This window comes from Sinomicrobium weinanense (assembly GCF_018863395.1).
Lineage (GTDB): Bacteria > Bacteroidota > Bacteroidia > Flavobacteriales > Flavobacteriaceae > Sinomicrobium > Sinomicrobium weinanense.
Genome location: NZ_JAHKRR010000002.1, coordinates 1 through 13577, shown reverse-complemented (window position 1 = coordinate 13577; position 13577 = coordinate 1). Strand labels below are relative to the sequence as shown.

General features: G+C 42.0%; 18 protein-coding genes. 8 read left to right on the top strand and 10 right to left on the bottom strand.

Going from position 1 to position 13577, the window contains the following annotated elements:
- Positions 1 to 53: 53 nt before the first annotated feature.
- Together KN811_RS05745 and KN811_RS05740 are read right to left on the bottom strand one after the other, a co-directional pair.
- On the bottom strand, positions 54 to 323 hold the full coding sequence (locus tag KN811_RS05745) for a DUF6520 family protein (RefSeq protein ID WP_187964532.1): 270 nt from the start codon (positions 321 to 323) through the stop codon (positions 54 to 56).
- Between the two features lie 54 nt (positions 324 to 377).
- The gene (locus KN811_RS05740; RefSeq protein ID WP_187964533.1) at positions 378 to 860 is read right to left on the bottom strand and encodes a MauE/DoxX family redox-associated membrane protein; all 483 of its coding nucleotides are present in this window, start codon (positions 858 to 860) and stop codon (positions 378 to 380) included.
- A gap of 486 nt (positions 861 to 1346) precedes the next feature.
- On the opposite strand from KN811_RS05740, the gene KN811_RS05735 reads away from it, so the two are divergent.
- From KN811_RS05735 to KN811_RS05705, 8 genes are all read left to right on the top strand, one after another.
- Positions 1347 to 1739 (top strand): plasmid mobilization protein, encoded by a 393-nt coding sequence (locus tag KN811_RS05735; protein WP_247716410.1) that lies wholly within the window; start codon positions 1347 to 1349, stop codon positions 1737 to 1739.
- Positions 1727 to 3019, top strand: coding sequence for a relaxase/mobilization nuclease domain-containing protein (locus KN811_RS05730; protein WP_187964534.1), 1293 nt, complete (start codon positions 1727 to 1729; stop codon positions 3017 to 3019). Before KN811_RS05735 ends, KN811_RS05730 begins: the two co-directional genes overlap by 13 nt.
- A gap of 16 nt (positions 3020 to 3035) precedes the next feature.
- Positions 3036 to 5018: a conjugal transfer protein MobC gene (gene mobC / locus KN811_RS05725; RefSeq protein WP_187964535.1), complete on the top strand. Its 1983-nt coding sequence runs from the start codon at positions 3036 to 3038 to the stop codon at positions 5016 to 5018.
- A gap of 165 nt (positions 5019 to 5183) precedes the next feature.
- Positions 5184 to 5537, top strand: coding sequence for a hypothetical protein (locus KN811_RS05720; RefSeq protein ID WP_187964536.1), 354 nt, complete (start codon positions 5184 to 5186; stop codon positions 5535 to 5537).
- 60 nt (positions 5538 to 5597) lie between these two features.
- Positions 5598 to 5855, top strand: a complete 258-nt coding sequence (locus KN811_RS22170) for a T9SS type A sorting domain-containing protein (protein WP_486669412.1) — start codon at positions 5598 to 5600, stop codon at positions 5853 to 5855.
- An 86-nt stretch (positions 5856 to 5941) separates the two neighbouring features.
- Positions 5942 to 6118: a histone H1 gene (locus KN811_RS05715; protein ID WP_187964537.1), complete on the top strand. Its 177-nt coding sequence runs from the start codon at positions 5942 to 5944 to the stop codon at positions 6116 to 6118.
- A 278-nt stretch (positions 6119 to 6396) separates the two neighbouring features.
- On the top strand, positions 6397 to 8199 hold the full coding sequence (locus KN811_RS05710) for a ParB/RepB/Spo0J family partition protein (protein WP_187964538.1): 1803 nt from the start codon (positions 6397 to 6399) through the stop codon (positions 8197 to 8199).
- Between the two features lie 318 nt (positions 8200 to 8517).
- Positions 8518 to 8967, top strand: a complete 450-nt coding sequence (locus KN811_RS05705) for an SRPBCC family protein (protein WP_187964539.1) — start codon at positions 8518 to 8520, stop codon at positions 8965 to 8967.
- 6 nt (positions 8968 to 8973) lie between these two features.
- Here the strand turns inward: KN811_RS05705 and KN811_RS05700 are convergent, their stop codons facing one another.
- From KN811_RS05700 to KN811_RS05665, 8 genes are all read right to left on the bottom strand, one after another.
- A complete protein-coding gene (locus KN811_RS05700) occupies positions 8974 to 9189 on the bottom strand; it encodes a hypothetical protein (RefSeq protein ID WP_187964540.1) in 216 nt (71 codons plus the stop codon).
- Positions 9190 to 9316: 127 nt separating this feature from the next.
- Positions 9317 to 9886: a redoxin domain-containing protein gene (locus KN811_RS05695; RefSeq protein WP_187964541.1), complete on the bottom strand. Its 570-nt coding sequence runs from the start codon at positions 9884 to 9886 to the stop codon at positions 9317 to 9319.
- Positions 9887 to 9938: 52 nt separating this feature from the next.
- Positions 9939 to 10775, bottom strand: coding sequence for a DUF1963 domain-containing protein (locus KN811_RS05690; protein WP_187964542.1), 837 nt, complete (start codon positions 10773 to 10775; stop codon positions 9939 to 9941).
- An 86-nt stretch (positions 10776 to 10861) separates the two neighbouring features.
- A complete protein-coding gene (locus KN811_RS05685) occupies positions 10862 to 11299 on the bottom strand; it encodes a hypothetical protein (RefSeq protein WP_187964543.1) in 438 nt (145 codons plus the stop codon).
- Positions 11300 to 11512: 213 nt separating this feature from the next.
- Positions 11513 to 12346 (bottom strand): DUF5694 domain-containing protein, encoded by an 834-nt coding sequence (locus tag KN811_RS05680; RefSeq protein ID WP_247716409.1) that lies wholly within the window; start codon positions 12344 to 12346, stop codon positions 11513 to 11515.
- 163 nt (positions 12347 to 12509) lie between these two features.
- On the bottom strand, positions 12510 to 12812 hold the full coding sequence (locus tag KN811_RS05675) for a hypothetical protein (protein WP_187964544.1): 303 nt from the start codon (positions 12810 to 12812) through the stop codon (positions 12510 to 12512).
- A 45-nt stretch (positions 12813 to 12857) separates the two neighbouring features.
- Complete coding sequence (locus KN811_RS05670) at positions 12858 to 13274, bottom strand: antibiotic biosynthesis monooxygenase family protein (RefSeq protein WP_187964545.1); 417 nt, start codon at positions 13272 to 13274, stop codon at positions 12858 to 12860.
- A gap of 144 nt (positions 13275 to 13418) precedes the next feature.
- Entirely contained in the window at positions 13419 to 13568 is a 150-nt protein-coding gene (locus KN811_RS05665) for a winged helix-turn-helix transcriptional regulator (RefSeq protein WP_425596706.1), read from the bottom strand.
- Positions 13569 to 13577: the final 9 nt, after the last annotated feature.

Here is a 13577-nt window from a genome sequence, read left to right as displayed (position 1 = left end):
TAAGATGATAAGGAGGTGCCTCGATTAGGGCACCTCCTATAAGAAGTGAATTTTCAAGGTAATTCAGCCTCCACTTCTCCATTTCCACTTTTTGGATCTAATTCATTTGGTGAATCAAACACCTGATAAATTAATCCATCCGATTGTGATTCTCCTAAACAAGGTTGAGCATCGGGGGTACATGTGGTAACTTCAGGAATCATTTCCCAACCGTTCCTTTGAATATAATCAAAATTCGGATCGGCATTCAGATTCGCGGTCGCAAACGACATACCTGTGGCAAATATCAGTGCCAGTACAGGCAATAAAAATTTAGTTTTCATATCAAATTGTTTTAAGTTAATAATTAAGTGCCTACTCTATTACAGGTTTTCAGCTTATTCCTGGCTTTGCTGCGCAACAAAACGGGTTTTATATGTAGAAGTTCTCTTGGTTTTTGTCGGGTACGATATTATGCCCAGAACAGTGATCACCAGGCACCCGAGGGTCAGGTATAAATGTCCATGCCAATCCAACATGGAGAAAAATGTGCGACAGGTACAGGGTATGGATTCACTGAAATATATATTGGCCGTCAAATAAGTGGTAATGGCCAAAAAAAGGCCCAGGGCCATGAATAGGCCCAGTCGTCTGGTTTTGGGCCAAAGCAGCGCCATTGCGGTCAGGATCTCCAGGAAAGGGAATGCCCAGGAAGCCACAAGCGCGTTGGTCTCCCCTCCGAATATGGGCGAATCGATGATATTATGGTAAAAGAGGTCACCTTCCCAGATTTTGGTAAGGCCCGTGTACATAAACAACATGGAAAGCAATAGGGCAATCGTATATAAGACCGAGGTACGGTATTTGTTCAGCCATTTCATGGGGTATCTTTTAATGGTAAAGTGCGGGTATAAAACAAGGCATCGGGAACCGGTGGTTCCTTGAAGAGGGTCGGTTGTCTGTAATTACAAGAGCTAAATTATAGGGTTGTATTTAAAAAAGCATAACCAAAATCCGGGATTGACTATCCAGAATTCGGGTTTTTTGAAAAAGTGCTGTTACAAATGTAATTTGCGCTATTTTTTTTAACAGAATGTTGCATTATAGGTACTGTGAGCCTGTTCAATATGTATGCAGGGTAGAAACAGGAGGGATAGCTTTTTTATCTTTGTAGTATCCTTCGCCGGTATGGATCGCTTCCATATCTAAATATCTCCTTTTTGAATTTTTAGTGGAGTTTGCCGGTCTTTTTGCAAACGGCAAGATGAACGGTTGTATCACAACCGGGTTTTGGGCTTGGGCCTCGGAACTCGGACGCCCTGTTGCTGTTTAGGTTTTTAAGCCTGGGATACACGAAAATGAAAAAGATGATGAAAAAGGAAAAAACAAGCCGTACCCGGGTGGTCCATGTCCGCTTAACCCCGGGGGAATACCAAAAATTACAACGGGAATTTCAGAAAACTACCTGTCGGAAACTAAGCCATTACCTGAGGCATTGCCTCTTGGAGCGGCCCGTGGTAACCACCTACCGCAATACCTCCCTTGATGATTTTATAGAAGAGTTTAGCCTGCTCCGCAGCGAACTTAACCGTATCGGGACCAACTACAACCAGGTGGTGAAAAAACTCCATGCCCTAAAACGCATCGAGGATTTTAAACCGTGGTTGTCTGCCTACCAGACGGATAAAATAACACTGCTGGAAGCCATAGCAGCTATAGAGAACCACCTGCAAAAAGCCGCGGAATCATGGTTGCAGTGATCAATACAGGGCGCTCCATACACCGCAGCTTTAACTACAACGAGAATAAGGTGAAAGAAGGTGTGGCCGTATGCATAGGGCAGGGGAACTACCCCGTAAATGCCGATAAGATGAGCCTTAATATGAAGCTCAACCGTCTGCTGAAACGTACCGGGTTAAACCCTAATGTGAAGCGGAACAGTGTTCATATATCCCTGAATTTTGATCCTTCCGAACGCCTGTCGGAAGAAAAATTAAAGCGTATTGCGACTGCCTATATGGATAAGATTGGCTTTGGGAAACAGCCCTATCTGGTCTACCAGCACCACGATAGCGGGCACCCCCACCTGCATATTGTAACCACCAATATTGAAGCGGACGGCAATCGTATAGACCTGCACCATTTGGGCATACGCAAGTCCGAACCCGCACGCAAAGCTATCGAAATGGCCTTTGGGCTGGTAGTGGCCGGGCAGCAAAAAAAACAGGAATATACCTTAGACGCCGTAGACGCCCGAAAGGTGCAATACGGGAAATTGGCGACCAAAAAAGCCATTCAAAATGTTTTGGTCAATGTGTTGGACCGTTACCGGTATTCCAGCCTCCCTCAGCTTAATGCGATCCTGGAGCTCTACAACGTGCGTGCCGACCGGGGACAGGAAACTTCCCGGATGTACCGCTATGGCGGATTGCAGTTCCGGGTATTGAACCTCGATGGAACCCCTGTTGGCACCCCTATTAAAGCCAGCCTGTTTTATCAAAAGCCCACCTTAAAAAACCTGGAAAAACGATTTTCCAAAGCGAAAAAACAGAAGGACAGGCATAAACTCCGGCTTAAAAACACCATAACCAAAGTACTGCAACGGCAAAAGGGCACCACCTTGGAAGCCCTGGTAAAAAACCTGGAAGGACAGGGCATCCATACCGTGATCCGAAAAAATGCGGAAGGACGGTTATATGGGCTGACTTATATTGACCATCGCACACAAACCGTGTTTAACGGTAGTGAACTGGGCAAGGCCTACGGAGCCAAAGCCATACAAAACAGGCTAGGGGAAGGGATGGCCCCGGAGCCGAATTTCCTTCGTCATTCCGCTCCGAGGCCGGGATTGGGGTTACCGCCACAGTCAGCACCTGCTGTGGCCGAAACCAAAGATGTCATTCAGGACACCGAGCAAACCATTACTGCTAAATCTTCCGAATCCCTTTTAGAGACCCTGGTACAACCGGAACAGGTTTCCGACTACCTGCCATACCACCTTAAAAAATACCGCAAACGAAAGAAAAAGAAGAAAGGATAACCTAAAAGAAGTAGCTATGCAGACAGGAGAAAATGAACAGGCGCTACGAAAGATTGTGGACATGACCAGGCTGATAGCCGTTACCGTTTTATGCCTGCACTTTTACTATTACTGTTATACGGCCTTTCGGCAATGGGGGCTGGTCAGTAGTTTTAGCGACCGGTTGTTGTCAAATATTGCAGCTACCGGTTTCTTTGCCGGTTTCAGTACCTCCAAACTCTTTGCATTAGGGGTGCTGGCCATTTCCCTGCTGGGAGCCAAGGGACGGAAAGACGACAAACTACGGTATAAAACAGCCTTTACCTATATCCTTCCCGGCTTGGGTATTTACTTTTTAAGTGCTTTTTCCCTGTATTTAGCGCTGGAGGCGACCACAGTGGCCCTGGTGTATATGGCCCTGACCTGTACAGGGTTTTTGCTGGTACTCTCCGGGGGGACCCTGCTCTCGCGGATCATAAAAACCAAATTATCCAACCAGGATATCTTTAACCGCGAAAATGAAACCTTCCCACAGGAAGAACGCCTGCTCGAAAACGAGTATTCGGTAAACCTTCCGGCACGCTACCGCTTGAAGGATAAGATGCGGGATAGCTGGATCAACATCATTAACCCTTTTCGCGGGCTTATGGTACTGGGAACACCCGGTTCCGGGAAATCCTATTTTGTTATTCGGCATGTGATTACCCAGCATATCCAAAAAGGATTTTCCATGTTCGTCTATGATTTTAAGTTCGATGACCTTTCCATAATAGCGTATAATGCCTTTTTAAAATATAAGCACCGTTACACAAAAGTGCCCAAATTCTATGTGATCGATTTTGATAAGATCATGCACCGCTGCAACCCGCTGGAACCCTCTACGATGATCGACATTACCGATGCGGCGGAATCGGCACGCACTATCCTGATGGGGCTCAACCGGGAATGGATCAAAAAACAAGGGGACTTTTTTGTGGAATCGCCCATCAATTTTCTTACGGCCATTATCTGGTATCTGCGCAAATACCAGGACGGCGAGTTCTGTACCCTGCCCCATGTGATCGAACTGATGCAGGTAGACTATGAAGACCTCTTTACCCTGCTCCGGATGGAACCGGAGATAGAAGTACTGATAAACCCTTTTGTCAATGCCTATATCAATGATGTGATGGAACAGCTCGAAGGACAGATCGCCGCGGCTAAGATCGCCATGGCCCGCTTGTCGTCACCCTCACTGTACTATGTGATGTCCGGGAACGACTTTACCCTGGATGTCAATAACCCGGACGATCCCAAAATTGTCTGTATGGGGAACAACCCGCAAAAGATACAGACCTATGGAGCCGTACTGTCCCTGTACATTACCCGTTTGGTCAAACAGGTCAACCAGAAAGGAAAACTTAAATCCTCCCTTATTTTTGATGAGTTCCCGACCATTTACCTGAACAATATGGATAGCCTGATCGCAACAGCGAGAAGCAATAAGGTAGCGACCTGCCTGGGAGTACAGGATTTCAGCCAGCTCCGTAAAGATTACGGCAGGGAACAGGCCGATGTACTGATCAATATTATCGGGAATATGATCAGTGGCCAGGTTACCGGAGATACTGCCAGAAGCATAAGTGAACGTTTTGGGAAGATCATGCAGGACCGGCAGAGCATTTCGATCAATTCGGGGGATACCTCGGTAAGCAAGAACAAACAACTGGAACTGGCCGTTCCGGCATCCACTATCGCTTCCCTGAGTTCCGGGAAGTTTGTGGGGATGGTGGCCGATAACCCTGTCGATAAAATTGACCTGAAAGCCTTCCACGGAGAGATCATCAACGACCATGAAGCCCTCAAAAGGGAAGAGGAGGGCTATAAGCCTATAGCCCCGGTACGGCAACTGGATTCTGAAATGATACAACGCAATTACCGGGAGATTAAAGAGGATATCCAGGATATTATCGAAACGGAAATCGACCGTTTACTGCATAATCCGGCTACGGCGCACCTGGTAATCCGGAAAGGACGTTAAAGAGTTTCTTATAGTTATTCATCTTAGGGGATATAAGTCATTATGGATTTCATTTTTTTGTGTACCTTTAAAAGGTAATCCGCTTATAATTAGTGTTTTGATGTGCTGATTAAAAATAGCTGGTTGCTTTCATGATAATGATTTCTTTATTGCAAATTAGTGGTTATGGTTAAAGAATTAATTAGGCATAGATGGTTGCCATATATTATACTTGCCCTATTGGTTGGGTTTCAAATTTCATGTTCGGATGATGATGATGACGGGAACACTACATTTGAGTCCGAGGGTAAAATAACCGGGGCGGATCTCAGGGACTGTGTCTGCCAGTGCGGAGGCTATTTTATTGAGATAGGAGAAGAAACCTATCGATTTGACCCAGATGAACTTCCTGATAATAATTTAGACCTTTCCGCAGATAATATGCCGATGGAAGTAGAACTCAATTGGGAATTAAAACAGGCTGATTCGGATTGTTCCGCTTCGGATAGAATAATAATTTCGGACATAGCCCGAAAATAAAACAGTTAAATATTTATTGTGCTCTCCACGATCCTTTCATAGGAAGCGTGATATCTGTGTGTGCGGAAAAGTGTACTATCAGATTCTAACAAACACCTAAATCCAAAACCAATCATTATTGAAAATTACAACACCTCCAATGCCCAAGGTAACATTACCTCATATGACCATACCGGAAACCCATTACGGACATTAAATTATAGTCCTGAAAAAAGGGTGTTTAGATTTAATGTTTCGGATTTACCCAGTGGCAGGTACTTAATGAATGTACAATATGACCAGATGGATGTGACCCATCATATTTTGATACAACATTGAAAGCAAAAAAAAAGAGGTGGTTTAAATAAACACCGGTCGGCAATAAGATTTGGTTAGTAAACGTTATTATCTCAAAATAGAAAATAATGAAAGACCTATTAAACAAGATCCGAACGGAAATCGAAACCTTTAACACAGATGCAACAGCACAAGTAGAAAGCGGTAACAAAGCTGCCGGGACCCGGGCCAGGAAAGCATCCTTGAACCTGGAAAAACTCCTTAAAGAGTTTCGTAAGGCGTCCGTGGAAGCCTCTAAAAAATAACCCCATACGCAAGCCATCCCGCCCCGGGATGGCTTTTTTGTTTTGTAATGAAATAGATCAAGGCTGCCCACTTTTGTAGTAGCTCCGAAAGCCCTTGTATTAATTTAAGTATACGTTCCTACAATATTTCCGAAAGGTAAGCTCGCAAACTATTTGTCGGACCAGGGACGGCATAAAGCCGTTCAGGGCTCACTTTTTATTCCGTTTCCTGGCCACTCCAAAAGTTTGTCTTCCGCTTGGTAAGTGCTCAAATATTGTTTAACTAAAATCCAGGAATCATGGAAACACAAACAAAACAAAAAAGAGCACAGAAAACAACCGGCAGGAAGAAACCCGCCAGAGAGAATGTTAAGACCGTTGCCGACAAGAACGGAACCAGCCTTCAGGTCCGGGAGCTGGATCTGGCCGTTATAAAGCCTGATCCGAAACAACCCCGAAAGACCTTCGACCAGGAGAGCCTCCAATTACTGGCCCAAAGCATTGCCGAGCATGGGGTCCTGCAACCCATCACGGTCCGGAAAGCTAAGACCGGTTACATCATTGTGATGGGAGAACGCCGGTACCGGGCTGGTAAACTGGCCGGGCAAAAAACCATTCCCGCCATCGTCAGGGACTATGACGATGATCAAGTCCTGGAAGTACAGATCATCGAAAACCTGCAACGCCGGGATGTGGAACCCACCGAAGAAGCTGAAGCCATGGCCTACCTGGTCTACAGGTATAGCCCGGCAGAGATAGCAAAACGTTTGGGCCGCACTGAAAACTTCGTCAGGCAACGCCTCAAACTGGCTGGGCTGATCGAAGGGTTCAAACACTATGTACGAAGCGGGGAGATGACCCTTTCCCTCGGGATAGCTGTGGCGCTCTTCGACCCCGAAGAACAACAGATGATGCTGGAAAGCCTGAACGGGGAATTTCATGCCAACAAGCTCAAAAGGCTGATAGAGAACGAAACCTTTAACCTCGAAAATGCCCCTTTTGATCTCTCGGATAAAAAACTACTTCCGAAAGCCGGTGCCTGTACCCTGTGTCCCTTTAACGCCGCCAACCAGGGCAACCTGTTCGGTGAAGGTAAAATGATCTGTACCCGGACTGCCTGTTTTGAGAACAAAAAGGTGCAGACCTTGCTGAACCTGATCAGGAAGGCCAAAAAGGATAAATTGATGCTGGTGCCCAAGATCAGCAGCTATTGGGCGGAAGAAGAAGGCAATCAATACATCATGGCCCGGATGGAAGAACACGGACTGGCCGTGCACCTTACCGATGAGCTTGACATCCTCAAAGAACCGGTGAAACCCACCCTGGAAATTATCAGGGAACGAAACCAGCATATCGACTACAGCGATGAGGAACTACAGGAGGGGCTGGACCATGCCCTGGAAACCTATGCCGAAGCGCGGAAGGAATACGATAACGCTACCGGTGATGGCTTCTCAAAAGGTATCCTGCTCCATACGGATTCCTATAAGTCCGAAGCGATCCTGGTAAAGTTAAGGGAAATACCCGAACGGGTAGAAACAGCACAGGCACTTCCGCTGGATAAGCGCAAGATGGCGGAATGTACCCCCGAAGAACAGATCGTTAAGATCGAAGGACGCGAATTCCGGAAAAAACAGATTGAAAATAACAGGTTATTCGAGGAAGTGGCATACATGATCCGTGATACGGAATACATCAATATGGATAAACCCTTGTCCACGGGAGAAATGGCCGCCTTTGCGATCTCCCTGTACGAAAACAATATCGGGTATTATGGGCAGACCGACCAGTTCAGGGATTTTTACGGAAATGTCATCGAAGGAACCCGGGAAGAGATTGTAGCCCGGTTTAAAGAGGATTTTAAGGAGGCCACCCTCAACAAGCTCATCCGGTACCTGCTCACCAGGCAGGTGCACTTCGGGGAAAGCAACCATACCAATGACTGGACCAACATCAGTTTCTATGCGGCCATGAAGGCATACTATAAGAAGGAAATTGAAGCCATTGAAGCCCGGTATGCCGAAGCCGGGGACAAACGGGAAAAAAGGGTGAAGGAGCGCATCGAGGTACTCCAAAAACAGGCTAAAGCCCTAAAAGGATAGCTTAGGGTAATTGGAGTTATGGAAGAGGCCGGGAAACCGGCCTCTTCCTTTTTTTTATGAACTTTTTTTATTGTCAGGAGGGGGTAATATAAATTAACCTAGTACGTGGATTGCCTTAAGGATAAATGTATACCTTTATAAAGATAGACAGGTTTTTAAAGAGATTTGGTTTCTTTTGCTGTTGCAGGCCAAAAAGAATGCCGCAAAGTCCGCTATGGCGTGATCACCCCTTTGATCCGTCGTAATCACGACTTTTAATTCCCATTTACCTGGCCTAACTTTGAAGTATAAAACAAGTTGAACTAAAAAATAAAGATCATGGCAAACAACACCGTAACCTTACACCGGGTACTGACTGCTACCCCTGAGAAAGTATTTAAAGCCTTTTCAACCGCAGAGGCCTATGCCGCCTGGCTGCCGCCCTATGGCTTTACCGCAAAAGTGCACCAACTGGATTTTAAAACAGGAGGTGCCTATAAAATGTCCTTTACCAATTTCTCCACCGGTAACGGCCATTCCTTCGGAGGTAAGTTCCTCGACATAAAACCCAATGAAATGATCAGGCATACCGATCGGTTTGATGATGCGAACCTGCCGGGGGAAATGACAACCACGATCCGGTTTGCAAAAATTTCCTGCGGAACGGATCTACATATCGTACAGGAGGGCATCCCTGATGCTATTCCCCTAGAGATGTGCTACCTGGGCTGGCAGGAATCACTGGAAAAACTAAAGAAACTGGTCGAGCCCGAAATTCCCGATGCTTAACCCATGTTATACCTTTAAATGCCCCTTACGGATCAAAATAACAAACAAGTGCACCATGGATTGTGCCTTGAACTCCTTTTTTAACTTTAAAAGTTCCTTTTCAATGGTGCTTAGGCTATTGGGGGTGATCCCCCGCCGTTTTAAATAGGCCGATACTTCCGGCTGGGTATACCCCTTGGCCATCTGCCTTACAATTAATTTCTGTACCCTGGTGATCATCATATTAATGTAACTCCTGTTTTTTTGTTTTAGTATGGTTTCCCGTAAAAATGGAGTTTGTCCTGCATGATTTCAGACCGCTATCCCCTGTGGACCGAATTCAGGATATAATAAATTCAGGGGCGTAGATTCATAGTTTTTGAACGATACTGTCCAATTTGTAATTTATGGTTTCAGTATGTCCACCGCACATACTGAAAATAACTTTTCCTTCCGGATCTATGATTATTTTTGCCGGGCTACAGTACATGTTATAATTCAATTGTTCTTCCTTTTCAAAAGACCAGGACCTTGTGTTGTCAATTTGATTGAATTGAATGTCACTTTGATGGAGTAAAGCATCCAGTTCGTTTTCACTTTCAATCAACCCTTCAATAATCCCGATAAAGGAAATTTTACCCTTGAATTTTTTATAGGTATAGTTCAGTTCCGAAGCCATATCATAACTTTCGCTAGGTTTTAAATATCCCTTGTCATAAATAAAGATCACCCAATAGTTACCGGCGTTATTTTTAGAATTGAACTCGTTTCCCTTTATGGTTTTTGCTTTGAAACTTTTGGGTTTTTCATTCAAGAACAGTTTGATCTGGGTTGAATCATTAACTTGATCGGTAGGAACAGGATTTGTTGGGTTGTTTGCATTTTTGCAGGAAAAAATCAAACCGGAAATTAGTGCTAATAGGACAGTTCTGAATTTCATTTGTATTACAATTTTACACACCAGGGTCCGGCGTTGTGTAGCGTTTTTTTGATTAATAACATTGCAGGGTAAATTCGATGCGTTCCGATTTTGGATCATAAAAAACATAAATCAATCCGGTATCTCCCCACATCAATCCGGCATGGTCCTCTGAATCTATTTGAAATAAAAGTTTCATGGATTTACCTTCGTTATCTTTTGGGGTAGCCTCTCCTTGAACCCATTTGGGATAGCCCCCGAGTTGGCTCTGATAATCCTGTTCCCCAATGAGTTTGGTAACTACCTGGTCATAAGGTTCCCAGGGCTCATTTTCGTTTAGCACACAAGATAATTTTGAGGCATCAGGACAGTGCAGATCAATCCCTTCCCAATCGGGTAACGTCCTTGTTGGTTTAAAAGCAATCCCGCAATAGCTCGATGTATATGACGTTTCAGGTTTTTCAATGAATTTTAGATGTTCCGGATTCACTTTAGGGTATATTTTTACTTTCCACCCATCATCTATAGAATCCCAGGGAGATACCTCCCAGTCGTAATAGAATTGGATCAGCGCGATATGCTTTGGTAAATCTAGATCTGGAGCATTGAATACTTGAAATATGAAATCTAGTGCTTTTCCGTCTTTGGTAGTTGGCCAGTGTTCACCTTTTTCAAAATACGGCTGCCCTCCAAAATGAGAATTCAATTGAGAGTTCTCAGGAGGCCTTGAAGCCGGTAAAACTTCAATTTTTGTGGTTTCCCGGATTAAGGGCTTTACTAATGCTTCTAAATCTGAAATTGATTTTAAGTTGAGTTTATGGAGTTCATTTCTGTAGGTATCAAAATGGGAACCCGTTTTCGTGTTATTTTTCCCGGTTTTATATCCAAATATGTTCTTCCAAAAGCTCATATCATTGATCTGTTTTATATTGGGTATACAAGGTATTCAAATTCAGTTTATCAAAAAGGGTTAGGCTACAACATTATTGGTGATAGTTATTCATGTATTTTAATTTCCAAATGATCTGTCATATTTAATTTTTCAAAATTTATAATCAGAAAGTTTAATTCTTCTTTAGTTTCGGATTTAATTCTTTCGACATCTTTATAATATTTCTCATTACAAACAATTGGATCATAGTGTGCTTGTGTTTCCATATTCGAAGATCCAAAGGGGTACCCCTTTGGGATTTCCCGTTTGTATTCACTTAGATTCCAAAACTTCTTTTTAAAAATATTCTTGGATAATTTTTTTTCATCAATATCAATTACCACTTTTAAATTTTGATGTCTATTAAAATAATTTTCAAGCCTTAAATCAAAATCTAGCAAACAGTTTTTTTTGCGATCATATAAGTTAAGGGATTTTAAAATATCAATCTTAAAACTGTCAAGACCATTATTCGGCTGTATTTTTAATTTTTTTATATTCATTTGTCAAGAGAATTGGGTAAGGCTATACAGAAACTAAATACAGTGGGTCAAAAGAACAGCACAAGTTCCAACTTTATTTGGCCATTGAGGATATAGATTATACTAAAACCAAAGCTAAAAGTATCAGAGGTGCACTCCATTCTTAATCAGGAGCGGAGCTGTCTACCCATTGTAGACAATATTTATTTTAAGTAACCTAATGTATTTACCATTTCAAACTTTGGACTTCTTTTCATGAACTCCCTCAAAAAAAGCAGTATGGGCTGTTCCCATAATTATAAATACCCTGTCGTTTTTTGTCATTGGAATTCTGTTTAGATTAGAATATATTTTCATATTTCTATGGTAAAAGATAGCTGCATTATCAGCTCCTTCAAACCCGTCACCTATACCTACATAAAGTAATTTATCTGCATTGGTGTTTATTGAATAATCAAGATGCACGGGTTCATTACTTAATTTTAATTTTTCAAGTAATGACAATTTTTCATAGTTCGCTTCACGTTTAGCAATTTCGGGATAATCTTTAAATGGCTCGTTTGTAAGTTGTAAATATGTTTTTGGATCAATGGAGTTTTCAAGTTCTGGACTTCTTTCAATATAATCCCCAACACTATAATTATATCCCATATGATTATCTATTCCATATATTTTTTTCACATTGCTCAACCTACCTACATCAAACCCAATCATACTACTTTCGCCATAATTAGTATTTAATTTAGAGGGGTTATCCAAAAATTGTTGATAGGCTCTATTAATCTCATCATTAAATTTCGGTAAGTTTTCAATACATATTATCGTTGGCTTAAATTCAGCTAGCATTTTAGAAATTTCTCTAATTTCTTTCTGTGCTTCCTCGCTATGCTCATCAAATTCTGTTTTGTTGGCATCAGGCGTATGTCCAAAGTGGAATGTTCCAAAATTTAGAACTTTTATTTTATTATTTTTTTGTTCAGATAAGCTTTCCTTTTTTAATTCGTGAGATTTATTTGCTGTCTTACAGCTGAAAAATAAAATACATAAAAGTAAAATGGTTTGTTTCATTTATCGTTTTGTTATATTGGCTATAACGGCAGTCTTTAAACTACCGATTAAAGATTAAAAATAGATTGATTTCAGGTGTAAAACAAATTAACATTTTAATATTGACTACACGCAAAAAACGTAATTTTAAACTCCTAAGGGTAATCATCCAAGTTGAGAGCATTTAGGAAAGGCTACGAATAGTATAATCTAATGTTCCTTTCTCTTTGTCATTAAAGGATTTTTTAAGTAATTCATAATATTCAACTTCAATATCTACCCAATTCAGTTCTTTTTGCCTTTTTGTAAGTATTTCTAAAAATTTATTCTTGAAGGTAAAATCAACATTTTGTGACTTTAAATTAATTAATAACTCTTCAAAATTTGTCGCGTCAATCTTAGTTGTTGCTCCCCAAGGGCCATATATTCCATCTACTCTAATTTCTTCATTTTCAAATATAATTCCATTGCTTGTGATATTGAACATCTTGGTTGGTATCAACTTAGCTGTTATGGCTCATTTCATATTGTACTATTCTTTTGTCCACTGTATGGTAGTAGGGTTGTAATGCTTCATTTCTTGAATGTTATTGTAAAAGGGCCTTACCAAATTAAGAAAGGGGGTAAATTCAGGGCTTTTTCTAAATCCATTCAAGTGCTCATCGGCAGAGGTCCACTGAATAAACACGATATAATTATCCGGATCTTCATCACCGTGCACTATGTTGTAACCGAGGCAATAGGCTGACGATTGAAGGTGTTTCCCGGCTTCGGAATATGCTTGTTCAAAATTTTTGTGCTGGCTTTTTGGAATTGTATAACGAATAACTTCTAAAGAGTGATTTGTGTTCATATTTTCTGATTTTAATTGTGAGAAGCCTTTTTGAGAAAGGAAGAATAGCATTGCTGCAATGACATAAACTGATTGCATAACTATTTTTGGTTTCATTTTCTTAGATTTAATACGATCTTTTATATAGATGTAAACCTAAATAAAATATCCCTGAAGGGAAATACCTGTCAAAATTGACAGGTTGAAAATTTAATGATAGCTTAACAATATGGGGACAAATTTTGATCGGACTTTTCCCGCCTATTCCAAGTCAACCAATTTACCTTTAGCGCACCCTAATTCCCAACCCCAGTTGGCAATGGCATCCAATACGGGAATAAGGGTCTTGCCAAATTCCGTCAGTGCGTATTCCACTTTTAAGGGCGGTTTAGTTCCCTGGACCTTTCGCATGACCAATCC